This is a genomic window from Streptomyces sp. NBC_01260 (assembly GCF_036226405.1).
Lineage (GTDB): Bacteria > Actinomycetota > Actinomycetes > Streptomycetales > Streptomycetaceae > Streptomyces > Streptomyces laculatispora.
In genome coordinates this window covers 7,643,103-7,667,186 of record NZ_CP108464.1, presented here as the reverse complement: position 1 = coordinate 7,667,186, position 24,084 = coordinate 7,643,103, and the positions used below count along the sequence as shown (strand labels likewise).

Below are 24,084 nucleotides of genomic sequence, written 5' to 3'. Positions count from 1 at the left end.
GCGGGGCGGTCCCCCGGTCCACCGGCTCTCCGGGATCATTAGGGTCGGTACATGACAGATTCCTATGTGGATCCGGGGACCCCTGACTGTCGCAGCGCGCTGCGGTACCTGTGGTGGCTGATCACCAGTCAGCGCCGCCGGATCGCCGCCGGTGCGCTGCTCGGCAGTGTCTGGATGGTCTGCCTGACGCTGCCTCCCTACCTGCTGTCGCGCGCCATCGACGACGGGCTGGAGCCGGGGCAGTGGTCCGCGCTGGTGGGCTGGGTCGCGGCGTTGCTGGGCGTGGGGGTGCTGAACGCGTGGCTGGCGATCATGCGGCACCGCACGATGACCAGGGTGCGGATGGACGCCGCCTTCCGGTCCGTGGCGGTCGTGGTCAGGCAGGCGACCGTGCTCGGCGGGGCGCTGCCGCGCCGGGTCACGGCCGGGGAGATCGTCACGATCGGGTTCCGCGATGTCGCGGTGATCTCCGGCACGCTGACCATCACCGGCCCCGGGGTCGGCGCGGTCCTCGCCTATGTCGTCGTGGCCGCGCTGCTGCTGACCGTTTCGCCGCTGCTCGCCGTGGTGGTGCTGCTCGGGGTGCCGCTGCTCGCGGTGCTGGTCGGCCCACTGCTGTGGCGGTTGCAGGGCGTCGAGTCGGCGTACCGGGAGCAGCAGGGCGGGCTCGCCGCCCGTTTCGAGGACATCGTCGGGGGCCTGCGCGTCCTCAACGGCATCGGCGGCAAGGAGGCGTACGCCGAGCGCTACCGGCGCGGTTCGCGGGAGTTGCAGGCGCAGGGGTACCACGTCGGCGGGGTGACCAGCTGGATCCAGGCCCTCGGTGTCGGCCTCCCCACCCTGTTCCTCGGTGTCGTGACCTGGCTCGCGGCCCGGATGGCCGCCCAAGGGGCCATCACCGTGGGCGAGTTGGTCGCTGTCTACGGATACACGGCGGTGCTGGTGGTGCCGGTCTCGTTCTTCATCGAGGGCGGCTACGACCTCAGTCGCGGGCTGGTCGCCGCCCGCAGGGTCATCCGGTTCCTGGCCATGGAGCCCGATTCCGCGGGCGGGGAGGCGACTTCGCAGGGGCCCGCGGCGCCGTCCACGCTCCGTGATCCGGAATCCGGCGTCGAGGTGGTGCCGGGCGGGCTGACCGCACTCGTCAGCGCCCGGCCGTCGGACTCCGCCGCGGTGGTCGACCGTCTCGGCCGGTTCGTGGAGTCGGCCGCGACCTGGGGCGGGATACGCCTCGACGAGATCGACCTGACGCGGGTTCGCCGGCGGATCCTGGTCGCGGACAACGAGGCCGATCTGTTCGCCGGACCGCTGCGCGAGGTGATCTGCGGCGCGCGGGACCGGGACGAGGAGACCATCGGCCGCGGCGTCCACGCGGCCATGGCGCAGGACATCGTCCGCGGTCTGCCGGACGGACTCGACTCGCCGGTCGACGCGCAGGGCCGCAACCTCTCCGGAGGACAGCGGCAGCGCGTCCGGCTGGTCCGGGCCCTGCTGGCCGATCCCGAGATACTCCTGGCGGTCGAGCCCACCTCGGCGGTCGACGCACACACCGAGGCGGCCGTCGCGGCCCGGCTGCACGCCGCACGGTCCGGCCGCACGACGGTCGTCACCAGCACGTCACCGCTCCTGCTGGACCGGGCGGACACCGTGTACTACCTGGTCGACGGCTCCGTCGCGGCCGTCGGCAGCCATCGTGAGCTCCTGGACGGGCAGCCCGGGTACCGCCGGCTGGTGTCCCGCGGTGTGGACGACGACGCCCTCGGCGGCTCGGCCGAAGGTACCGTCCCGCCGTCCCGGGAGGCCGTGCGATGACCGCGGACTCCCGGGCGACAGACCGGTCCCTGCCCGTCGCCGAACCGTTCCGGATACGCCGGGCCGCGCTCCGGCTGATCCGGCTGGACGGCCGCGCCTTCGCCGCGATGATCGGCCTCAACGCGCTCGCCGCCGGTGCCGGACTCGTCGGCCCGTGGCTGCTCGGCCGCATCATCGACGAGGTCCGGGCGGGCGGCGGGGTGGCCGCGGTGGACCGCCTCGCACTCACCATCCTCGGCTTCGCCGTGGCGCAGCTCCTGCTGGTCCGCTACGCCGGTTACATCGGACACCGCTTCGGCGAGCGGACCCTGGCGCGCATCCGGGAGCAGTTCGCCGACCGGGCGCTCGCGCTGCCCGCAGCGGCCGTCGAGCGGGCGGGCACGGGCGACCTGATGACCCGCGGCACCACCGATGTCGCCGCGGTCGGCGCGACCCTCCGGGATGCCGGGCCCGAGGTCCTCGTCGCCGGGGTCCAGGCGCTGTTCATCCTCGGAGCGGTCTTCTTGCTCAACCCGTTGCTCGGTACGTGCGGGGTGCTGGGTCTGCTCGGCATCTGGTTCGCCGCCCGCTGGTACCTGCGCCGGGCGCTCACCGCGTACCTCGCCGAGGGAGCCGCCAACTCGGAGCTCGCGGAGCAGCTCGCGGCCACCGCCGCGGGTGCCCGCACCGTCGAGGCCCTGGGGCTGCAGCAGCGCCGCGTCGCGGCGTGCCGGGAGGGTATCGAGAAGTGCCGGAGCGCCCGGACCAGGACGCTGTTCCTGCGCAGTGTGCTCTTCCCGGCCGTGGACATCTCCTACGTCATCCCCGTGGCCGGTGTCCTGCTGATCGGCGGCGTGCTGCACGACCAGGGCGCGATGAGTGTCGGCGCGGTCGTCGCCTCGGCCCTGTACCTGCGGCAGTTGTCCCAGCCCCTGGACGTCATCCTCCAGCAGATGGAGCAACTCCAGAGCAGCAGCGCCTCCTTCGCGAGAGTGGAGGGTCTCGGCACGGCGGCGCAGGCACCACAGGCCGCCTCTCGCGCACCGGCCGACGACCGGATCGAAGTGGCCGGGGTGCGCTACGCCTACGACGGCGGGGGCGACGTCCTGCACGGTGTCGACCTGACGGTCCGGCCCGGCGAGCGACTGGTGATCGTCGGCCCGTCAGGCGCGGGCAAGACCACGGTGGGCAGACTGCTGGCAGGCATGGACACACCGCGCACCGGCTCGGTGACGGTGGGCGGGGTCCCGGTCGCCGGCCTGGACCCTGACCGGCTGCGTCGGCACGTCGTCCTCGTCACCCAGGAGCACCACGTGTTCCTGGGCACGGTCCGGGAGAATCTGCGGATCGCCTCGGCGGGCGCCACCGACGCCGAACTGCACGCGGCACTCGCGGCCGTCGGCGCCGAGTGGGCCGATGAGCTGCCGGACGGCCTGGACACCGATCTGGGCCATGGCGGGCACCGGCCGGACGGGGCCCGGGCACAGCAGCTCGCCCTGGCGCGCGTGGTACTGGCCGACCCGCACACGCTGATACTCGACGAGGCCACCGCGCTCCTTGACCCGAGAACGGCCCGGCACACGGAGCGCGCGCTGGCCGCCGTCCTCGAAGGCCGGACCGTCATCGCCATCGCGCACCGTCTGCAGTCGGCGCACGATGCCGACCGGGTGGCCGTGATGGAGGACGGCCGGATCACCGAACTCGGCGCCCACGACGATCTCGTGGCGGCCGGGGGCGCGTACGCCGCGCTCTGGAGCTCATGGCACGGCGAGCGCCAGGCCTCCTCCTGAACCGGCCCGACCGGGGCGGGCGACGCGTCAGTTCCCCTCCACGGCGAGGAACTCGGTGACCCACCGCGACGTGGCCCCGATCCCGCCGAAGGTGTAGAAGTGCAGCTTGAGAACGCCGTGGCGGCGGGCGTCGTAGCCGTCGGCCAGGGCACGGATGAAGCGGTCGGGGCCGGCCGTGCCCATCAGGTTGGTGAGCGAGAATCCGTACTTCTTCGCGATGGACGCGCTCGTGCCGACGCCGAAGCGCGCGGCGTACGTCATCAGCCGCTTGATCCCGGCGGGGCCGGGGACCCCGACGCGCACCGGTGCGTCGATGCCCCGTTTCCGCAGCGACTCGACCCAGGCGAGGACCGGGTCCGCGTCGAAGCCGAACTGGGTGATGACATCGCCGGACAGCCCCTGCCCGGCAAGGGCGGTGGTCTTGTCCTCGATCGCCGACCAGAGCACCGGTCCGGCGATGGAAGGGTGCCCCTCGGGGTAGCCGCCGATGCCGACGTGACGCACACCGTACGACTGGAGGAGCCCGGAGCGGATGAGCGCGAGGGAGTCGTCGTAGGGGCCGTGAGGTGTGGCGGGGTCACCGCCGATGACGAGGACGTTGTCGGCTGTGCCGTCGGCGCGGAACGCGGCGAGGAGTTCCTCCAGTTCCGCCCGGGAGCGCAGGCGGCGGGCCGATATGTGCGGGACCGGGGTGTATCCGAGCTGCCGGACGGCGCGGGCCGCGGCCAGCCGCACACCCAGGTCCTCGTTGCCGAGGAAGGTGATATTGATCCGGGTGCCGGCCGGGATGCGGTCGCGGGCCTCTTCGAGCCGGGGGACGTCCTTGCCCGTCATCTCCAGGGAGAAGTCCTCCAGCAGCGGGCCGACGGCTGGGGCAGAGGCCGTGGAGAGGGAATCCATGGTGCTCCTTGTTCGTGCGGTTCTCCCTTGGCTCCAGTCTGCCGGTAGGGGCGGGGACAGGACGCAGCGGTCCCGTGCACCGGCCGTGGGCCGGTGCACGGGAGCTGCTTCCCGGCGCTGTGCCCAGTCACGGGCAGCCGTCCGTCAGCTCGCGTGGGCCTGCGCGGCGGCGGGCTCACCACTGGAGGAGGCGGTGACGGTGGAGGTGGACGTCCCGCGCGGGCGGCGCAGGAGTATCGCGGAGACCAGGGCGGCGAACAGCGTGAGAGCGGCGGCGACGATCAGGCAGAGGCGGAGGCCGTCGAGGAAGGCATCGCCCACGGCGCCCAGGGCCTGACCGGTGCCGGCGCCCAGGTTCATCTGGGCGACCGCGCCGAGACCGCCCGCCCGTGCGGTCTCGGCCATGCTCTGTCCGGCCGCTCCCGTGATCCCGGCGTCGGCGAGGTGCGCGGGGAAGGTATCGAGGGCGCGGGCGGTGAGGAGGGCCCCCAGGACGGCCGGGCCGAGTGCCGCGCCGACCTGCCGGAAGGCGTTGTTGCCTGCCGCGGCCATACCCGCCAGATGGGGAGGCACGGCGGCGACCGCGGTGGCTGTCATGGGTGTCAGGACGCCGCCCATCCCCACGCCCAGCAGTGCCAGCCGCCAGGCGATGGAGGCGAACGAGGTGTCCGCGTCGACGGTGGTCAGCGAGAGCAGTGCGCCGGAGACGACGAGCAGTCCGGCGGTGATCAGGATACGGGCGGACACCCGGTGCATCAGCCGCCCGACGGGAGCGCCGACGACGATGGCGGCGCCGGTGACCACGAGAAGACGCCAGCCCGCCTGGAGGGTGTCGAGCTGCTGCACCAGGCCGAAGTAGAGGCTCAGGAGGAAGAAGAAGCCGATCAGCGCCAGGAAGGTGATCATCGCGACGAGCGTGGTGGCGGTGAACGCCGGGCTGCGGAACAGGGTCAGATCCAGCATCGGGCTGTCGCTGCGCCGCTCGGCCAGGACGAAGGCGACGGCGCCGGCCACGGCGATGAACAGCGCCACCAGGACCCGGGCGTCGGTGAACGAACCGGCACCGCCCTCGATCACGCCGTACACCAGCGCGGTGATCGCGGACGCGGCGGTGAGCTGGCCCGGCCAGTCCAGCCGCCGCCCGTGCGGGGCGCGCGAGTCGGTCAGCAGCCGCGCGGCGACCACCATCGCGAGGAGCGAGACGGGAATGACCAGGAGGTAGATCCACCGCCAGGCGGCGTGCTCCAGGATGGCTCCGGCGATCAGCGGACCGACGGCCAGTGCCAGCAGGAGCGAGGTGGCCCAGACACCGATGAACTTGCCGCGCTCGCGGGGGTCGGGCACCGCGTGGCTGATCAGGGCCAGCGTGGTGGGCAGCAGCGCGGCCGCACCGAGTCCGGCGAGGGCCTGGCCGGCCCACAGCAGCTGGATCGACGGGGCGGTCAGGGCGACGGCGGCACCGACCGCGCAGGACAGCAGGCCCGCCTGGAACACCTTCTTGCGCCCGTGGACCTCACCGAACACTCCGGCGGTCAGGATGAACGCGGCCATGGGCAGGACGAACGCGTCCTGGACCCATGACAGCTGGGCCGTCGACGCGCCCAGTGCCGCCTGGATGGCAGGCAGGCTCACGGAGACGGTGGTCACCGGCAAGTAGGCGACGAATACGCCCAGGCAGGCCATGGCGAGCGTGGCCGCCCGCCGGTCGGCCGGCCCGCTCGCCGAGGGTGTGACGTTCACGGATGCACTCCTTTGCGGCGCGGCGCGCCGCGGTTGATATCCAGCAGGGGTTGCGTCCGCCCGAGCGCCGGTTCACGGCCGCAGCGGCCTCCCGGACGGCGCCGGAGGCACCGAGTCGCAGGTGAGAGCCCGTTCCGGTGGAAGCCAGGCCTCATCGGACAGACCCGCACGCCAGCATCAGCGAAACCAGGCAGAATCAACAAAGAGCCTGCTCGAATTGATCACAAACCACTATGGACGCGGCCCTCCATGGCACACTTCCACCGTGATCGACGCTCTGGACATGCAAATCCTCCGCACGCTCCAGTGCGCGCCACGCGCCCCGTTCCGGCTCATCGGCGAAGTGAACGGGGTGTCGGAGCAGACTGCGGCCCGCCGCTATCACGCCCTGCGCCGCAGCGGTGTGATGCGCGTGGTGGGCCTGGTCGATCCCGCCGTGCACGGTGAGGCGCAGTGGGTCGCGCGCATTCGCTGCCGCCCCGACCGGGTCGGCCCGCTCGCCGACGCCCTCACCCGGCGCCCCGACATCGCCTACGCGAGCATCGCCTCCGGCGGCTCGGAGATCATCTGCGTCATCCGCTCACCGCTGGCCGCCGAGCGCGAGGACATGCTGCTCCAGCAGCTGCCCAGGTCCGCCGCGGTGCTCGACATGAGCATCGATCTGCTCATCCACCCCTTCGGCAGCCCCGGCGCGGCCGGGTGGACCGGCTACGGCGGGCACCTCACCCCCGAACAGGAACAAGTGCTGACCGGGGGCCCGTCCCCCGCCCCGGCCGGCCCTCTCCTGCCCCCGACCGCCCAGGATGTCCCGCTCCTCGACGCCCTTGCCGAGGACGGCCGTGCCTCGCACACGCAGCTCGCCGGACTCACCGGCTGGTCCAAGGGCCGCGTCGCCCGCCGGCTGGAGGCCCTGGAATCGTCCGGCACTCTCTCGTACGACATCGACCTGCTGCCCGAGCGCCTCGGCTATCACCTCAACGCGACTCTCTGGCTGCGCGTCGCCCCCGCCCACCTGGAGCGCACCGGACAGGAGATCGCCCGGCACGAGGAGGTCGCGTTCGCCGGCGCCACCAGCGGCGACCACAACGTGCTGGCCATCGTCACCTGCCGGGACGCCGAGGCCTTCTACCGCTATCTGACCACCCGCCTCGCGGCCGTGCCCGGTGTCGACGCCTACGGGGTCAGCATCCGGGTCCGCCGCCTCAAGCAGGCGGCCTCCCTCATCGCCCACGGCCGCCTCGTGCATCCGGTGCCCGGCTAGACCGGGAGCCGGCTGCGGGCCGCGTCAGATGAGGTTCATCGCGGCCGCGCCGCCCACTCCCCCGAGCACCATGAACACCGGCATCAGCACCTTGAGTTCCACCCAGCTGCCGGCCCGGAACCGCATGGCCTTCGGCGGGCCTATCGGGTACCAGCGCTTGCGGCCCACCGGGATCGGCCAGAGGATCGGGCAGCCGGAAACGGTCAGCGCATCGCCGATGTCATGGACGAGAGCGCCCAGCACGATCGGCAGCCCGAGCCAGAGGTACTCCTGGCCGGGGGCGTTGAAGAGCCAGTCCGAGCCGTTGCCCGGCTTGTCCAGGACGCCCGCGAGAATCCACGCGCTGGTCGCGCCGAGCAGCCACACCAGGACATCGCTGGACACCCGGGCGGCCCGCCAGAGCAGACCCTCGACGGCGAGCACCAGGTGGACGAAGAGAATCCCCAGCACCGCCCACCGGCCGCCGGTGATCGCCGCGGCGGAGGCCCCGGCACCGATCAGGACCGCCCACAGCCAGGTGTGGGTAAGGGTCCGGTGGCCACCGTTGCGGTTCGAGTCGCCCCGCATCTTGGTGGCCTTGTAGACGGCGTGCGAGAGCGTGTCGACTATTTCGCAGAGGCCTCGGGAGACCGGCCCGAAGGCGCGCGAGATGGTCGCCGACTTGTGGTCGAGATCCGGTGCCAGTGCGGCGCCCGCGGTGATCAGCGCGCCGACGACCAGGACGGGCCACGGCATGGTGTGTCCCGCGGCTGCCGCGGCCGCGCCCACCCCCAGCCAGGCCGCAGCCCCTGACAGAGAGTGTGCCGGTCCCATCATGACTGTTTCCGCCCCCGTAGATAGTGACCAGGTATTGACAAAGTGTTGACAGCTGTCGCTGTGTCCGGGCTCGGGCCACCGTCGTTGTGGTGTGGCCGAGTTGAGAGGGAAGCGTATCGTCCGTGATCTTCGTGCGGTCGTCCGGTTCCCTCATCCGGGCGGAAGGCAGGCAAGATGGGGGCGTGACCCTAATCGATCAGCTGCCCCCGACCGACGACCCCGACGCCCTCTTCGAGGCATTCTCGTCATGGACCGAGACGCAGGGCATCACCCTCTATCCCGCTCAGGAGGAGGCGCTGATCGAGGTGGTCTCCGGGGCCAACGTGATCCTTTCCACCCCCACCGGCTCCGGTAAGAGTCTGGTCGCGGCCGGTGCGCACTTCACGGCTCTGGCCCAGGACAAGGTCACCTTCTACACCGCGCCGATCAAGGCGCTGGTCTCGGAGAAGTTCTTCGACCTGTGCAAGCTGTTCGGCACGGAGAACGTCGGCATGCTCACCGGCGACGCCTCGGTCAACGCCGACGCCCCGGTGATCTGCTGCACGGCCGAGGTGCTGGCCTCCATCGCGCTGCGTGACGGGAAGTACGCGGACATCGGCCAGGTCGTGATGGACGAGTTCCACTTCTACGCGGAGCAGGACCGCGGCTGGGCCTGGCAGATCCCGATCCTGGAGCTGCCGCAGGCCCAGTTCATCCTGATGTCGGCCACCCTCGGCGACGTCAGGATGTTCGAGGAGGACCTGACCCGCCGCACCGGCCGCCCCACCTCGGTGGTGCGCTCGGCCACGCGTCCGGTCCCGCTCAGTTACGAGTACCGGCTGACGCCGATCACCGAGACCATCACCGAACTCCTGGACACCCGGCAGTCGCCCGTCTACATCGTGCACTTCACGCAGGCTGCGGCCGTCGAGCGGGCGCAGTCGCTGATGAGCATCAACATGTGCACCAAGGAGGAGAAGGAGAAGATCGCCGATCTCATCGGCAACTTCCGCTTCACCACCAAGTTCGGCCAGAACCTGTCCCGCTATGTGCGGCACGGCATCGGTGTGCACCACGCGGGCATGCTGCCGAAGTATCGCCGGCTCGTGGAGAAGCTCGCACAGGCGGGTCTGCTGAAGGTGATCTGCGGTACGGACACGCTCGGCGTCGGCGTCAACGTCCCCATCCGCACCGTGCTTTTCACCGCGCTCACCAAGTACGACGGCACCCGGGTACGTACGCTGCGCGCCCGTGAGTTCCACCAGATCGCGGGCCGGGCCGGGCGGGCGGGCTTCGACACGGCGGGCTTCGTCGTCGCGCAGGCCCCCGAGCACGTCGTCGAGAACGAGAAGGCGGTCAAGAAGGCCGGCGACGACCCGAAGAAGAAGCGCAAGGTCGTCCGCAAGAAGGCTCCCGAGGGCTTCGTTTCCTGGTCGGAGAGCACGTTCGACAAGCTGATCCAGTCCGATCCGGAGCCGCTGACCTCCCGCTTCCGGGTCACGCACACCATGCTGCTGTCGGTCATCGCGCGTCCCGGCAACGCCTTCGAGGCGATGCGGCACCTCCTGGAGGACAACCACGAGCCGCGCAGGGCCCAGCTGCGCCACATCCGCCGGGCGATCGCCATCTACCGTTCGCTGCTGGACGGCGGCGTGGTGGAGCGGCTCGAAACCCCGGACGCGGAGGGCCGCATCGTGCGGCTCACCGTCGACCTCCAGCAGAACTTCGCGCTGAACCAGCCGCTGTCCACGTTCGCGCTCGCCGCGTTCGAGCTGCTGGACGCCGACTCGCCCTCGTACGCGCTGGACATGGTCTCGGTGGTGGAGTCGACGCTCGACGACCCGCGTCAGATCCTCGCCGCCCAGCAGAACAAGGCGCGCGGTGAGGCGGTCGGGCAGATGAAGGCCGACGGCATCGAGTACGAGGAGCGGATGGAGCTCCTGCAGGACGTCACGTACCCGAAACCGCTGAGCGAGCTGCTGTGGCACGCGTACGACGTCTACCGCCAGAGCCACCCGTGGGTGGGTGACCACCCGGTATCACCGAAGACGGTGGTCCGCGACATGTACGAACGCGCCATGACGTTCACGGAGTTCACCTCGAACTACGAGCTGGCCCGGACCGAGGGCATCGTGCTGCGGTACCTCGCGGGCGCGTACAAGGCGCTGGAGCACACCATCCCGGACGACATCAAGTCCGAGGACCTGGAGGACCTCATCGCCTGGCTCGGCGAGATGGTCCGCCAGGTCGACTCCAGCCTCCTCGACGAGTGGGAGCAGCTCGCCAATCCCGAGGTGGAGACGGCCGAGCAGGCGCAGGAGCGGGCCGACGAGGTCAAGCCGGTCACGGCCAACGCCCGCGCCTTCCGGGTGCTGGTCCGCAACGCGATGTTCCGCCGCGTCGAGCTGGCCGCGCTGGACCGGGTCCGCGACCTCGGCGAGCTGGACGGTGGCACGGGCTGGGACGAGGACGCGTGGGGCGAGGCGATGGACGCGTACTGGGACGAGTACGAGGAGCTGGGCACCGGTCCGGACGCCCGCGGGCCGAAGCTGCTGAAGATCGACGAGGACGCCGAGCACGGTCTGTGGCGGGTCCGGCAGACGTTCGCCGACCCGAACGGCGACCACGACTGGGGCATCAGCGCCGAGGTCGATCTCGCCGCGTCCGACGAGGAGGGCCGGGCGGTGCTCCGGGTCACCTCCGTGGGCCAGTTGTGAGCGCGTCCGTACCGACGGCGCCGCCGCGAGAGTGGAGACGAACAGCATGACGAACCCCGCCGAGCGCCTGGTCGACCTGCTCGACCTGGAGCGGATCGAGGTCAACATCTTCCGCGGCCGCAGCCCGCAGGAGTCCCTGCAACGGGTCTTCGGCGGGCAGGTGGCCGGGCAGGCCCTGGTGGCGGCCGGCCGCACCACCGACGGGGACCGGCCGGTCCATTCGCTGCACGCCTACTTCCTGCGTCCGGGCCGTCCCGGGGTGCCGATCGTCTACGAGGTCGAGCGGGTCAGGGACGGCCGGTCCTTCACCACCCGGCGGGTGACGGCCGTCCAGCAGGGCCGGACCATCTTCAATCTGACGGCGTCCTTCCACCGGCCCGAGGCGGCGGGCATCGAGCACCAGTTGCCGCCGGCCCGCGTGGTCCCGGACCCGGAGGAGCTGCCGACGGTCGCCGAGGAGGTCCGCGACCATCTCGGCGCGCTTCCCGAGGCACTGGAGCGGATGGCGCGGCGCCAGCCGTTCGACATCCGCTACGTCGACCGGCTGCGCTGGACGCGGGAGGAGATCAGGGACGCGGACCCGCGCAGCGCGGTCTGGATGCGTGCGGTCGGCCCGCTCGGCGACGATCCGCTCGTCCATACCTGTGCGCTGACGTACGCGAGCGACATGACGCTACTGGACGCGGTGCGGATCCCGGTGGAGCCGCTGTGGGGGCCGCGGGGCTTCGACATGGCCTCGCTGGACCACGCGATGTGGTTCCACCGTCCGTTCCGGGCCGACGAGTGGTTCCTGTACGACCAGGAGTCGCCGGTGGCGACGGGCGGGCGGGGGCTGGCGCGCGGCCGGATCTACGACCGCGGCGGCAATCTGCTGGTGTCCGTGGTGCAGGAGGGCTTGTTCCGGCGGCTGGAGGAGCAGCCCTCCTGACCGCTCAGGCACCGGAGCCCGCCTGACGGCTCAGGTGCCGGGCAGCGGGTCCTGCTCGACGTCGTGCCGGCGGGTGCGGATATCGGGCGGCGCCGGGTGCAGTTTGGCGTCGCAGGCGGGGCCGAGGCCGGTGCGGCGCGAGGCCGTACCGGTGAGCGGGCGCCCGCACAGGCGGCAGCGCACCTGGCGGCGGCCGGTGGCTGCGGTGGTGCCGGGCAGCGGTTCGGCGTCGGTCGCGGGCAGCGGTTCGAGGGACTCCACCCCCCGATCCTCTCAGGATCCCCGGCACTCGCGCCGTTAGCCCGTACGAGGGATCCCGCCGCGTCCGGCGCCCGGTCGGCGCGAGCCCTGCCCGTCACGCCGCGCACCGCCGCGGAAGGTGGTCGCGCGCGGTGTTGCGCGGGCGGCGGCCGCTGTCCGGACGCCGCCAAAGGAGGCGCGGCCATGTCGACCGATCAGGTGCTCGCCGGCCTGGGACTGATCGTGGTGCTCGCGGTCGGTTCGCAGTTGCTGGCCGGCCGGCTGCGGGTTCCGGCGCTGCTGGTCCTGCTGCCGGTCGGCTTCGGCGCCGGAGCGCTGACGGACGACGTCGATCCCGAGCGGCTGCTGGGCGCGGCCTTCTCCCCTCTGGTGTCGCTGGCGGTGGCGGTGATCCTCTACGACGCCGGGCTCGGGCTGGATCTCGGCAGGCTCAAGGGCCACACCCGCCGCGTCGTGGTCCGGCTGCTCTGGATCGGGACCGTGCTCACCGTGGTGTCCGCCGCGCTGTTCGCCGTACCGGTACTGGACATGTCGATGCCCGCGGCCGTGATGCTCGCGTCGATCCTGGTCGTCTCCGGTCCGACGGTCGTCGGGCCGCTGCTCAGCTTCGTCCGTCCCAGCGAGCGGTTGCAGCGCGTCCTGATCTGGGAGGGCTCCCTGATCGATCCGGTCGGCGGGATCCTGGGGGCGCTGGTCTTCCACGGGGTCCTCGCGGGCGAGCGGCCGGGGTTCGCCCGTCAGCTCGGGCAGTTCGCGGCCAGTGCGGCGGTGGGCGTGGCCGGCGGGGCGGCCGGGGCCGTTCTGCTGTGGCTGGTGCTGAGCCGGGTGCGGCTGGGCGAGGAGCTGGGGACGTCGGTGCAGTTCGCCGCCGTGATCGGCGTGGCGGCGGCCTGCGACGCACTGCGCGACGACACGGGGCTGATCTCCGCAGTCGTCATGGGGATGGCCATGGCCAATCTGCCGGGCCTGGACATCCCGGCGCGGCGGCCTTTCTTCGACACGCTGGTCTCGCTCACCATCGGCCTGCTCTTCATCTCCATCTCGGCCACGGTCACGCCCGCGTCGCTGCGGCACGTGGTGCTGCCGTCGCTGGCCCTGGTCGCACTGCTCGTCCTGGTGACCAGACCCGTGGTCGCACACCTCGCGACACTGCGGACCGATGTGCCGCGCGAGGAGCGGTGGTTCATCGGCTGGATGGCGCCCCGGGGCATCGTCGCCGCGGCCACCGCCTCCACGTTCTCCGCCACCCTGGTCGACAAGGGCATCGGCGGCGCCGAGCGTATTCTCCCGGCCACCTTCGTGGTGATCGTCGCCACGGTCATGCTGTACGGGCTGACGGCGTTCCCGGTGGCCCGGAGGCTGGGGGTGCTGCGCCCGGCGAGGTCCAGGCCGTTGCTGGTGGGCGGCGCTCCCTGGACGGTCAACCTGGCGTGCGCACTGCGCTCGGCGGGGCCGGACGTCCTGATGTGGGCGGGCGCCGACCGGGAGCGGGAGCGGATCGAGGAGGCGGGGCTGAAGCTGGTACCCGGTGAGCTGCTCGCATCGGCCACCGGCGCCGGAGCGGAGCTCGAAGGGATCACCGGAGTACTGCTGCTGACCGGCGAGGACGACTTCAACGCGCTCGCGTCGATGACGCTCCGGGAGAGCGTCGAGGGCCAGGTCCACCGTCTCCGGCCCCCGTCGGGGAGCCACGGGGTGGTGGCCCCGTACACGGGTGGTGAGTCGCTGTTCGGTCCCGGGCTCACCGGCCCCGAACTGACCCGCAGATACGAGGCCGGGGCGCGGGTGGTGACCCGGCTCTCCGACGGCGTGGTCCCGGCCGGGCACGAACTGCTGTTCGTGGTGCGCCCCGACGGCCGGCTCACCCCGGTGACCGGCACCCGCACACCCGCACCGGCCCGCGGCGACACCCTCGTCCTGCTGAGCCCGCCAGGCGGAGTCCGTACGGGCTGAGGGCCGCCGTACCGGGCGCCCCTGCGGAAGAGTTGCCCAACGCCCACTGCTCCCCGGCCACCCCGCGTCCGTCCGGCCCGCTTCTTGCCGGACGGACGCGCGGCGGTGCCGTCAGGCGTCGGCCCGCGTCCAGGGTCCTGCGCAGAGCGCCCAGATGATGAAGATGTCGATGGCGATGAGCACGATGGACCACAGCGGATAGTGGGGCAGCCACATGAAGTTGGCGAGCGCGCCCAGTCCCGCCACGACGATGCCGACTGCGCGCGCCCACGCGGCTCCGGTGAACAGCGCGAGGCCGGCGAGGATGATGACGATGCCCAGGATGAGGTGGATCCAGCCCCAGCTGGTCAGGTTGAACTGGAAGACGTAGTTGCGGGTGGCGACGAAGACGTCGTCCTTGGCGATGGCAGAGATGCCCTGGAAGATCGCCATGATCCCGCCGAAGATCATCAGGACCGCGGCGAAGACGGTCCATCCCTCCACGAAGGGACGTCGTGAGTGCGGAGCGGTGCTGTGCGCCGCTCGCGGTTGGCTGCCGGTGCCGGCCATATCGGCCTCCTCGGGTAGCAGAGCCACTCGGCAGGGCCATGCGGGCCCGGCCGGACCTCCCCCAGACCCAAGCGTGGCACGACAGCACCCGACCGGCAGCACGGCGGATCCGCGGACGGGATCCCGAGCCGGGATTTCTCGAAATGGAGATATGATCTCTTGTGTGAGAGAGATGGAGAGCGCCGGACCCGACACCGTCGATGCCAGGCTCGCGGCGCGGCTGGCCGAACTCCGCGCCGAGCGCGGCTGGTCGCTGGAGGAGCTGGCGCACCGTGCGGGGGTGAGCCGCTCGACGCTCTCGCGGCTGGAGCGCGGCGAGCTGAGTCCGACCGCCGCCCTGCTCGGCCGGCTGTGCACCGTCCACGGGCGGACCATGTCGCGGCTGCTGCTGGAGGTGGAGGCGGAGCCACCGCGGCTGGTGCCCGCCGGGCGCCAGCCGGTGTGGCGGGACGAGGAGTCCGGGTTCGTGCGCCGGTCGGTCTCGCCACCTCATGCCGGACTGCGCGCGGAGGTGGTCGAGGGGGTGCTCGACGCGGGCGCCGCGATCGCGTACGAGAACCCGCCCGTCCCCGGCCTGGAGCAGCACATCTGGGTCCTGGAGGGGACGGTCGAGATCACCGTGGACGACACCGTGCACACCGTCCGCACCGGCGACTGCCTGCGCTTCCGGCTCCGCGGCCCCTCGCGTTTCCACTGTCCGGGCCCGGCAAGGGTCCGTTACGCACTGATGATCGTTCTGCCGTGAAAGGACCTGTCGTATGACCGAGATCGTCCCGGTGTCCGCACCCGAACTGGTCACGTACGCCGATGAGCTGGCCGCGCTCCTGGTGGAGACCGTCGACGGCGGATCCTCCGTGGGGTTCCTCGCGCCGCTGGACCGGGGCTCGGCCGCCTGCTGGTGGCGGGAGCGCGCCGCGTCCCTGGCGGCCGGGCACCAGCAGATCTGGATCGCCCGGGACGGTGAGCGGATCGCCGGGACCATCGCTCTGGTCCGGGCGCCGCTGCCGAACGCCCGCCATCGCGCGGAGGTCGCCAAGCTGATGGTCCGTCCGTCGGCGCAGGGCCGGGGCCTCGGACGGTCACTGCTGGACGCGGTCGAGCGCTCGGCGGCCGGGGACGGCGTCAGGCTGCTCGTCCTGGACACCGAGAGCGGCAGCGCCGCGGAGCGGCTCTACCGCTCGGCGGGCTGGACCGAGTGCGGGTCCGTCCCGGACTACGCCGCCGACCCGGCGGGCGTCCTCAGGCCGACCACCTACTACTACAAGGCGGTCGGCCCGGCCGGACCCGCACCGGCTCAGGCGGCGAGCCCGTCGGCGTCCTTGTAGACGACGCCGTCCTTCATCACCACCAGGATGTTCCCGGGATCGCCGAGGGCGTGGATGTCGTCGAGCGGGTTGCCGCGGGCTATGACGACATCGGCGCGCTTGCCGGGCTCCAGGGTGCCGGTCTCGTGGGCGATACCGAGGAGCTCGGCGGCCTCCGCGGTTCCGGCGCGCAGCGCGCCCATCGGGGTCATGCCGCAGTCCACGAGGTGCCCCAGCTCACGCAGGTTGGTACCGTGCTCGGCGATGCCGCAGTCGGTTCCCATGGCGACCCGCACCCCGCGCTCGATGGCGTGCGGGATGTGCCGGCGGGCGACCTCCTGCCAGTGCTTCTTCTTCGCGTACGCCCAGGGCGCCGCCTTCTTCGGGTCCGGATCGGTGTGGGCGGTGGTGAGCGTCGGTACGAGGAACGTGCCGCGCTCCAGCATCAGGTCGATGGCCTCGTCGTCGATCTCGTAGCCGTGCTCGACGCTGGCGACCCCGCCCCGTACGGCGTTGAGGATGCCGCCCCTGCCCTGGGCGTGGGCGGCGACCTTCTTGCCCCGGTGCCCGGCGGCGATCTTCGTGATCGTGCGGATCTCGTCCTCCAGGAATCCGTCGTCGTCGGGCTGGTCGGTGGGGCTCCACACGCCGCCGGTCGCGGCGATCTTGACGCAGTCGGCGCCCTGGCGCAGCACACCGCGCACCGCCCTGCGGCATTCGGAGGTGCCGTCGGCCAGCCGCCCCATGGTGTTGTCGTTGGCGCGGTCGTCGTTCCCGGCCCGGAAGTCGCCGTGCCCGCCGGTCGGGCTGAGCATGGCGACGGCCACCAGCAGCCGGGGGCCGACCAGCAGTCCGGACTCGACGGCCCGCCGGTGTCCGGCATCCGCCCCACCCAGGTCCCGGGCCGTGGTGACACCGGCTTCGAGTGTCTGCCGCATCCGGGGTGCGGCCAGGAAGGTGAGCAGGCTGCGCGGCATGGTGGCGATCTCGGCATGGCTCAGTGCGGTGCCGGGAGCCGCCATGTGGACGTGGCAGTCGATGAAGCCCGGCAGGATCGTGCCGCCGCGGACGTCGATGCGCCGGGTCCCCTCGGCGGGTACCGGACAGTCGGCGGACGGGCCCGCCCAGCGGACGCGTCCGTCCTCGATGAGCAGCGAGCCGTCACGGACGGGGTCGGCGCCGGTGCCGTCGATGAGCAGGCCGTTGTGCAGGAGTACGGGGGTGGTGGGCGCGGGCATGGCGCTGTTCCTTCCCTGGAGTGTGCGGATTCGGGTGGGTGGCAGGTCAGTTGAGGGCGGTACGCGGCCGGGCGACGACGGCCGCAGCGACGGCGACCAGGACCGACACGCCCGCGCAGCACCACCACACGGTGGTGTAGGCGTCGATCGTGGGGATCTTCGTGCCCTTGAAGGTGATCGCGGTGAGGATGGCCGCGAAGACGGCTCCGGCGACCGAACCCCCCACTGTCTTGGCGGTGTTGTAGATGCCGGTGGCGATCGCGGTGCGCTCGTGCGGGCTGGCGTCGACGATGAGGACGGGCATGGCGCTGAGGGCCAGGCCGACACCCGAACCGACGACGGCGTTGACCACGACGAACTGCCAGGGCTCGTCGTGCGCCACGATCAGGAACACATAGCCGGCGGCCATGAGGAGCCCGCTGAGCGCGAGGGCGCCGCGTCCGCCGATCAGCCGGAAGAGCCGGGAGGCGACCAGCGAGGCGGCGAACGCCATCACGCCGGACGGCAGCATCAGCCACGCGATTCCGAGGGCGTCGTAGCCGAATCCGTAACCGAGTTCGCCGGCGGGCGAGGAGACGAAGAGGACGGCGGCGGTCTGGGCGCCGAAGAGCGCGGTGCCCAGCAGGAAGCTGGCCGCGTACACGGGGAGCAGGGTGCGCCGCACGGTGAGGCGGATGTCGACGATGGGCTCGGCGACGCGGAGTTCGACCAGGACCCAGACGACGAGCGTGCAGGCGGCGACCGCGAGGAGCGTCAGCGTCCAGCCGTCGCTCCAGCCCCACTTGGGTCCCTGGGAGATGCCGAGCAGCAGCGTGGCGAGTCCGACGCTGAGGAGTCCGGCTCCGGCCCAGTCGACCCTGCCCGGGGCGCGGTTCTTCGACTCGGGCACCAGGAAGAAGACGACTCCGGCGCACAGCACGGTCGTGCCGGCCGGGATCCAGAGCACGCCGTGCACGGAGGAGATGACTTCGCGCAGCAGACCGGCGATGACCATTCCGGCGCTGGCGCCGAAGGTGAGTGCGCCGACGAGCAGGGCTATGGCGCTACGGGCACCCGCGGCGTCGAGGCGGTCGCGGACCAGCCCGATCTCCAGGGGCAGCAGCGCGGCGAGCGGCCCCTGGAGGACACGTCCCACCAGCAGTACCTCGAAGGAGGGCGACCAGGCGACCAGGACCGATCCGGCGACCAGGCACAGGACCGCGATCCGCAGCAGCCGCCGGTGGCCGTACATGTCCCCGAGCCGGCCGAACAGCGGTACGGAGACGGCGGCGGCGAGGAGCTGTGCGGCGTTGACCCAGTTGAGGTCGCCCGCTCCGACGTGGAGAACGGCGCCGAGTTCGGGCAGCAGGGTCGGCATCATCCCCTGGATGATGCCGCTGGTCAGTTCGACGAAGACCAGGAATCCGACGACCGCGGCGACGCGGGCGCCGCCGAGGCCAGGCGCGCCGGCGCCCGCGGTGGGCTGGATACGCGACATGGGGATCTCCACTTGGGCACGGCCGCGCACACGGGCGCGGCGGGTGGTGGTGGGGCAGGAAGGGTTCGCGGCAAGGGCACTTCGGAGAGCGGGTACGGGTACGGCTGGGTCCGGGGCGGATCAGGCGGCCGGCTGCCGGCCGGCTGCGAGGAGCGCGCGGGCCACGGCCCGGACGACGGCCAGATCGGCCGGGCCCGGGGTGATGCCGACGGCCGCCAGGGCCTCCTCCACGTCGGCCGGGACACGGCCGGGGCCGGGTGTGGAGGGTGTCGGGGAGGCGGGCGCCGGATCTTCGCGGTCCGGGTCGCGGAGCGGGGCGGGCCGGTGCCGGGGGTCGGGCGCGGCCCGGCGCAGATGCCAGGTGGTGACGGACTGGAAGGCCTCGCCCGCACGGAGCAGGGTGTGCTCGCTGCGGGGCCGGCCGGCCAGTTGGAGGGAGAGCGGCAGTCCGGCCGGGTCGGCGCCCATGGGCAGCGCGAGGGCCGGGAAGCCGGTGGGGTTCCAGACGGCGGTGAGGTTGAGCTCGTCGCCGGGGGCGGTTTCCTGGGCGTACGGGCGGGCGGGCGCGGGCCAGGTCGGGGTGGCGATCAGGTCGGCCCCGGCGGGGCCGTCCATCCGCTCCAGCAGCGCGGCGGTGAGCCGTTCGCGGGTGCGCTGGGCGCGGAGGTAGAGGTGCGCGGGAACCAGTCCGCCCGCGGCGGCCAGCCGGCGAAAGCCCCGCCCGTGCCCGGTCCAGTCGGCTGCGAGCCGTTCGCCGTGCTCGGAGAAGGCCTCGGCGAGCATGGTGACGGCATTGACGGCCAGCAGCGCACCGAACTCCGGGAGTTCGAACTCCCTTATCTCGCAACCGAGTTCGCGCAGGGTCCGCAGCGCCTCCTGGAAGGCCGCGCGGCACGGACCGGTGATGCCCGGTGTGTCGAGGAGTCCGTACGGGACGCCGATGCGCAGTCCTCGTATACCGACGGGAGCGGGCGCCCGGCCCGGCTGCCCGGTCAGCGCGTCGAGGAGGAGCCCGCAGTCCCGGGCGCTGACGGCCATCGGTCCGAGGACGTCCTGCGAGGGGCTGAGCGGCAGGCAGCCGTCGGTGGGCAGCAGTCCGAAGGTGGTCTTCAGGCCGGTGGTGCCGCACAGGGCGGCGGGCAGCCGGACGCTGCCGGAGGTGTCGCTGCCGAGGGCGCCGAGGAAGAGTCCGGAGGCGATGCCCGCTCCGTTGCCGGTGCTCGACCCGCCGGTCCACCGCTCGGGGTCCCAGGGGTTGCGGGGCACTGGGAAGGGGTGGGCGGGATCGGGGCGGCCCATGGCGTACTCGGCCATGGTGGTCTTGCCGAGGACGACGGCCCCGGCTCGGCGCAGCCGGGCGACGGCGGGCGCGTCGAGCCCGCGCCACCAGTGCGGGTCATGGGCGGGGCTCTGCGCGGTGGCCGGGCCCTCGACGGTGGCGAGGTTGTCCTTCACGGCGAGCGGCAGCCCGTGCAGCGGGCCGCGTTCGGCGGCCGGGCGGGAGTCGGCCGCGCGGGCGGCGGCGAGTGCCTGTTCCGGGAAGCGGGTCACATACACACCGAGCAGCGGATCGAGTACGTCGGCATCGGCGAGCGCGGCGGCGACGAGCTCCCGACTGCCGACGGCGCCCGATCGGAGGGCGGAGGCGGCCTCGGCGAGGGTAGCGAACGGCTGCTGCACGAGGCGCCTCCGGGGCGGGAAACTGGCTGGATCTGATGAGGTAGGGCGATGCTAATCTCCGATCAAGACGTGGCCCCGAATTGCTTATCCCTGTCATAAATCGCGATCCAATGCAGTTTTTTCCCACAGCGCTTACCGATACGGATCCCCGATGACCGAAAACCTGCCCTCACTCAGTGAGCTCGACCTGGCCCTGGTCAACGCCTTGCAGATCAACCCCCGGGCACCCTGGACGGAGCTGGCGAAGGCGCTGGACATCGACGCCGCGACCGTCGCCCGGCGCTGGGAGCGGCTGCGGACGGCGGGCCATGCCTGGGTGACCGCCTATCCGTTCGGCGGCTCGGGGGCCGGTGCCCTGATCGAGATCGACTGCGCGCCGGGACAGGCGGGGGCCGTGGCCGAGCTGCTGTCGGCGGACCCGCACGCGGTGACCGTGGAGCACGCGGCGGGCGGCCGCGACCTGCTGATCACGGCCATGGCCACCAGCTTCGGCGCGCTCTCGCGCTACATCGTGGACCGGCTCGGCACGATCCCCGGCATCACGGCGACCCGGGCCCATCTGGTCACCCGCAGTTACACGGAGGGCAGTGTCTGGCGGCTGACGAGCCTGAACCGTTCCCAGCAGGAGGCGCTGGCGGCGTCCCGGCGTTCGGCGCTGGGCGGCTCCCAGCACCTGCCCGAGTACGCCGAGCTGGTCACGGCGATCGGCGAGAACGGGCGGATGTCACTCAGTGAACTGGCCGAGGCGCTGGGCGTCTCGGTGAACACCGCGAGCCGCCGGCTGAACCGGCTGCTGGAATCGGGCCGGCTGGTGCTGCGCTGCGACCTGACCCGCTCACTGTCCGGCTCACCGGTCGCCGTGACCTTCTTCGGCACTGTCTCGCCCGAGCATCTCGACTCCACCGCAAGGGAGTTGGCGAAGCTGCCGGAGATCCGGCAGTGCCTCGGCCTGGCCGGTCCGCAGAATCTGATCGCGACGGTCTGGGTGTCGTCGCTGGTGGATGCCCAGGACCTGGAGGTACGACTCGCCTCGTCCCTCCCCCATCTGCGGATCGCCGACCGGGCGGTCGCGCTGCGCGCCGTCAAGCTGATGGGCAGGCTGCTGGATCCGGACGGCCGTGCGATCGGCTTCGTCCCGATGAACCTGTGGGCATAAGTGGGGACCTGTGGGCGTAAGAATGGCTGTGGAAGCCATTTACGAGGAGACCCTCATGACGCTGTACGACATCCCGCTCCACACCCTGACCGGCGAGCCGACCACGCTGGGCGCCTACCGGGGCCAGGCCGTCCTGCTGGTCAACGTTGCCTCCAAGTGCGGGCTGACCCCGCAGTACGCCGGACTGGAGCGGCTCCAGAAGACCTACGGGGACCGGGGGTTCACCGTGCTCGGCGTGCCGTGCAACCAGTTCGCCGGACAGGAGCCCGGGAGCTCGGAGGAGATCCAGGCGTTCTGCTCCGCGACGTACGGGGTGAGTTTCCCGCTGCTGGAGAAGACGGACGTCAACGGCGCGGGCCGGCACCCGCTCTATGCGGAACTGACCCGGCTCGCGGACGCGGACGGCGAAGCCGGCGACGTCAAGTGGAACTTCGAGAAGTTCCTGGTCTCCCCGGCGGGCGAGCCGGTCGCCCGGCTCCGTCCCGCTACCGACCCGGAGTCCCCGGAGCTCGTCGCGGCCATCGAGGCCCAGCTCCCCGCCTGAACAGGGGCCGCCGGGTGGTCTGCGACGGACCGTCGCCGGTCACCCGGCGGCGCTCAGGCGTGGCTGAGCAGGAGCGAGCCCTTGGGGTAGGTGACTCCGCCGTTCACATTCGCCACCTGAATGCTCACCGGTGTGCCTTCCTTGATGTTGCCGCTCTTCCACGGGCTGCAGTAGGGGGAGTTGTGACCGCGCGTGTTCGCGATCCGGTCCCAGGTTCCGTTGCGGCCGATGTCGATCTTCACCTCGATGCCCCAGCCGTCCGCGGTCGTGTCGCAGGCGCGGATCGAGTCGCCCGGGATGCCGTCGTAGGGGTCAGGGTTCCATTCGCCGTATCCGCCGAAGGTCGCCTCGATCGTCTTCGGCGCGGCCGCGGCCGTGCCCTGCGCGGCGATGACGAGCCCGAACGCGGCGGCGGCAGCGCCAACGACGCGCCCCGCGGTGAACTTCAGCATCGCTCGTTCCCCTTCATCTACCGGCCACGATCTTCACGGGGAATCTACAGGGGAATGGCAGGTGCACACCATCCGCCCGGACAACGGGCCGGCCCCTGTTCCTGCCGGTGCGGCAGGAACAGGGGCCGGGGCCGTGCGGGCCGGGCCGGGTGTCAGCGGATGGGCATCCCGGACAGCGTGCGGGCGATCACCAGTCGCTGGATCTCGCTCGTGCCCTCGAAGATCGTGTAGATCGCGGCGTCCCGGTGCATCCGCTCCACCGGGTACTCACGGGTGAAGCCGTTGCCGCCGAGGATCTGGATGGCCTGCGCGGTGACCGTCTTGGCGGTCTCGCTCGCGTACAGCTTGGACATGGAGCCCTCGGCGGACTCGAACGGCTTGCCGGCGGCCGCCATCCAGGACGCGCGCCAGACCAGCAGCCGGGCCGCGTCGATCTGCGTGCGCATGTCGGCGAGCTGGAAGGCGATGCCCTGGTTGTCGATGATCGGGCGCCCGAACTGGGTCCGGGTCCTCGCGTAGTCGAGCGCGACCTCGTACGCGGCACGGGCGGTGCCGACCGCCATCGCACCGACGGCCGGGCGGGACGCCTCGAACGTGGCCATCGCGGCGTTCTTCACCCGCTCGCCACCGCCGGAGGCGGCACGCTCGCGGGCCCGCGCGAGGCGCTGGTCGAGCTTCTCCTTGCCGCCAAGCAGGCAGTGGCCCGGGACGCGCACGTCCTCCAGGACGACCTCGGCGGTGTGCGAGGCCCGGATGCCGTGCTTCTTGAACTTCTGCCCCTGGGAGAGCCCGGGGGTGCCCGGCGGCACGATGAAGGAGGCGTGCCCCTTCGAGCCGACCTCCGCGTCGACGACCGCGACCACGACATGGACGTTGGCGATGCCGCCGTTGGTCGCCCAGGTCTTTGTGCCGTTGAGCACCCACTCGTCCTTGGCCTGGTCGTACACCGCACGGGTGCGCATCGAGGCGACGTCGGAGCCGGCGTCGGGCTCGGAGGAGCAGAAGGCGGCGACCTTCACATCGTTCGCGTCGCCGTACATCTGCGGGATCCAGGTGCCGATCTGCTCCTCGGTGCCGTTGGCGAGGACGCCGACGGCCGCCAGGCCCGTGCCGACGATCGACAGGGCGATGCCCGCGTCGCCCCAGAACAGCTCCTCCATCGCCACCGGGATGCCGAGGCCGGTCGGGTCGAAGAACTGCTGGGCGTAGAAGTCCAGGGAGTAGATGCCGACCTTGGCCGCCTCCTGAATGACGGGCCAGGGCGTTTCCTCACGCTCGTCCCACTCCGAAGCGGCCGGACGGATCACATCCGCGGCGAAGCCGTGAAGCCAGTCACGGACCTGCTTCTGGTCGTCGTTGAGCTCGAGCGTGAACTCGGCCATTTTCCCCTCCACGTACTGCCGTGAAAAAACCATTCGTTACTTGCGGTAACAACAGTCTGTTACCGGCAAGTAGCCTCTGTCAACCGGTCAACGGCAGATCCGCGCACCGCTGGGCAGGGTGTTACGTTGCGCAGGCAGGACGGACAAGCACGGCCAGGGGTGGGAG

At 71.8% G+C, this 24,084-nt stretch carries 20 protein-coding genes; 10 read left to right on the top strand and 10 right to left on the bottom strand.

The window, feature by feature from the left end; translation table 11 throughout:
* Positions 1-51: 51 nt before the first annotated feature.
* Both OG322_RS34195 and OG322_RS34190 read left to right on the top strand, forming a co-directional pair.
* Positions 52-1,812 carry an ABC transporter transmembrane domain-containing protein gene (locus OG322_RS34195; protein WP_123467756.1) on the top strand — a complete coding sequence of 587 codons (1,761 nt, stop codon included), beginning with the start codon at positions 52-54 and terminating at the stop codon, positions 1,810-1,812.
* Positions 1,809-3,581: an ABC transporter ATP-binding protein gene (locus OG322_RS34190; protein WP_329307396.1), complete on the top strand. Its 1,773-nt coding sequence runs from the start codon at positions 1,809-1,811 to the stop codon at positions 3,579-3,581. Before OG322_RS34195 ends, OG322_RS34190 begins: the two co-directional genes overlap by 4 nt.
* 27 nt (positions 3,582-3,608) lie before the next feature.
* Here the strand turns inward: OG322_RS34190 and OG322_RS34185 are convergent, their stop codons facing one another.
* Positions 3,609-4,481 (bottom strand): methylenetetrahydrofolate reductase, encoded by an 873-nt coding sequence (locus OG322_RS34185; protein WP_123467760.1) that lies wholly within the window; start codon positions 4,479-4,481, stop codon positions 3,609-3,611.
* A gap of 144 nt (positions 4,482-4,625) precedes the next feature.
* Positions 4,626-6,221 (bottom strand): DHA2 family efflux MFS transporter permease subunit, encoded by a 1,596-nt coding sequence (locus OG322_RS34180; protein ID WP_241200442.1) that lies wholly within the window; start codon positions 6,219-6,221, stop codon positions 4,626-4,628.
* Between the two features lie 265 nt (positions 6,222-6,486).
* Here OG322_RS34180 and OG322_RS34175 point away from each other — a divergent pair, with 265 nt between their 5' ends.
* Complete coding sequence (locus OG322_RS34175) at positions 6,487-7,482, top strand: Lrp/AsnC family transcriptional regulator (protein WP_329307395.1); 996 nt, start codon at positions 6,487-6,489, stop codon at positions 7,480-7,482.
* A gap of 24 nt (positions 7,483-7,506) precedes the next feature.
* Here OG322_RS34175 and OG322_RS34170 read toward each other — a convergent pair whose 3' ends face one another.
* Positions 7,507-8,298 carry a metal-dependent hydrolase gene (locus tag OG322_RS34170; RefSeq protein ID WP_123467764.1) on the bottom strand — a complete coding sequence of 264 codons (792 nt, stop codon included), beginning with the start codon at positions 8,296-8,298 and terminating at the stop codon, positions 7,507-7,509.
* 182 nt (positions 8,299-8,480) lie between these two features.
* Here OG322_RS34170 and OG322_RS34165 point away from each other — a divergent pair, with 182 nt between their 5' ends.
* Positions 8,481-10,994, top strand: coding sequence for a DEAD/DEAH box helicase (locus OG322_RS34165; protein WP_123467766.1), 2,514 nt, complete (start codon positions 8,481-8,483; stop codon positions 10,992-10,994).
* 46 nt (positions 10,995-11,040) lie between these two features.
* A complete protein-coding gene (locus tag OG322_RS34160; RefSeq protein WP_123467768.1) occupies positions 11,041-11,922 on the top strand; it encodes an acyl-CoA thioesterase in 882 nt (293 codons plus the stop codon).
* Positions 11,923-11,952: 30 nt separating this feature from the next.
* On the opposite strand, the gene OG322_RS34155 is transcribed toward OG322_RS34160, so the two are convergent.
* Positions 11,953-12,183 carry a DUF6011 domain-containing protein gene (locus tag OG322_RS34155; RefSeq protein ID WP_185095629.1) on the bottom strand — a complete coding sequence of 77 codons (231 nt, stop codon included), beginning with the start codon at positions 12,181-12,183 and terminating at the stop codon, positions 11,953-11,955.
* A 183-nt stretch (positions 12,184-12,366) separates the two neighbouring features.
* On the opposite strand from OG322_RS34155, the gene OG322_RS34150 reads away from it, so the two are divergent.
* A complete protein-coding gene (locus OG322_RS34150) occupies positions 12,367-14,136 on the top strand; it encodes a cation:proton antiporter (RefSeq protein WP_329307394.1) in 1,770 nt (589 codons plus the stop codon).
* A gap of 111 nt (positions 14,137-14,247) precedes the next feature.
* Here the strand turns inward: OG322_RS34150 and OG322_RS34145 are convergent, their stop codons facing one another.
* Positions 14,248-14,685: a DUF7144 family membrane protein gene (locus OG322_RS34145; RefSeq protein WP_123467772.1), complete on the bottom strand. Its 438-nt coding sequence runs from the start codon at positions 14,683-14,685 to the stop codon at positions 14,248-14,250.
* A 172-nt stretch (positions 14,686-14,857) separates the two neighbouring features.
* On the opposite strand from OG322_RS34145, the gene OG322_RS34140 reads away from it, so the two are divergent.
* Together OG322_RS34140 and OG322_RS34135 are read left to right on the top strand one after the other, a co-directional pair.
* Positions 14,858-15,430, top strand: coding sequence for a helix-turn-helix domain-containing protein (locus OG322_RS34140; protein WP_123467774.1), 573 nt, complete (start codon positions 14,858-14,860; stop codon positions 15,428-15,430).
* A gap of 13 nt (positions 15,431-15,443) precedes the next feature.
* Positions 15,444-16,010 (top strand): GNAT family N-acetyltransferase, encoded by a 567-nt coding sequence (locus OG322_RS34135; protein ID WP_123467776.1) that lies wholly within the window; start codon positions 15,444-15,446, stop codon positions 16,008-16,010.
* Here the strand turns inward: OG322_RS34135 and OG322_RS34130 are convergent.
* The 3 genes from OG322_RS34130 to OG322_RS34120 all read right to left on the bottom strand — a co-directional run bounded on the left by OG322_RS34130 (position 15,980) and on the right by OG322_RS34120 (position 20,384).
* Positions 15,980-17,227 carry a metal-dependent hydrolase family protein gene (locus OG322_RS34130; RefSeq protein WP_123467778.1) on the bottom strand — a complete coding sequence of 416 codons (1,248 nt, stop codon included), beginning with the start codon at positions 17,225-17,227 and terminating at the stop codon, positions 15,980-15,982. The genes OG322_RS34135 and OG322_RS34130 overlap by 31 nt on opposite strands.
* Before the next feature lie 46 nt (positions 17,228-17,273).
* On the bottom strand, positions 17,274-18,704 hold the full coding sequence (locus OG322_RS34125; RefSeq protein ID WP_123467780.1) for an MFS transporter: 1,431 nt from the start codon (positions 18,702-18,704) through the stop codon (positions 17,274-17,276).
* Positions 18,705-18,824: 120 nt separating this feature from the next.
* Entirely contained in the window at positions 18,825-20,384 is a 1,560-nt protein-coding gene (locus tag OG322_RS34120; RefSeq protein ID WP_123467782.1) for an amidase, read from the bottom strand.
* A 151-nt stretch (positions 20,385-20,535) separates the two neighbouring features.
* Here OG322_RS34120 and OG322_RS34115 point away from each other — a divergent pair, with 151 nt between their 5' ends.
* Complete coding sequence (locus tag OG322_RS34115; RefSeq protein WP_123467784.1) at positions 20,536-21,540, top strand: Lrp/AsnC family transcriptional regulator; 1,005 nt, start codon at positions 20,536-20,538, stop codon at positions 21,538-21,540.
* Positions 21,541-21,595: 55 nt separating this feature from the next.
* Positions 21,596-22,084, top strand: coding sequence for a glutathione peroxidase (locus tag OG322_RS34110; protein ID WP_123467786.1), 489 nt, complete (start codon positions 21,596-21,598; stop codon positions 22,082-22,084).
* Between the two features lie 53 nt (positions 22,085-22,137).
* Here the strand turns inward: OG322_RS34110 and OG322_RS34105 are convergent, their stop codons facing one another.
* Positions 22,138-22,536 carry a hypothetical protein gene (locus OG322_RS34105; RefSeq protein ID WP_329307393.1) on the bottom strand — a complete coding sequence of 133 codons (399 nt, stop codon included), beginning with the start codon at positions 22,534-22,536 and terminating at the stop codon, positions 22,138-22,140.
* A gap of 152 nt (positions 22,537-22,688) precedes the next feature.
* Positions 22,689-23,918 (bottom strand): acyl-CoA dehydrogenase family protein, encoded by a 1,230-nt coding sequence (locus tag OG322_RS34100; protein ID WP_123467790.1) that lies wholly within the window; start codon positions 23,916-23,918, stop codon positions 22,689-22,691.
* Positions 23,919-24,084 lie beyond the last annotated feature (166 nt).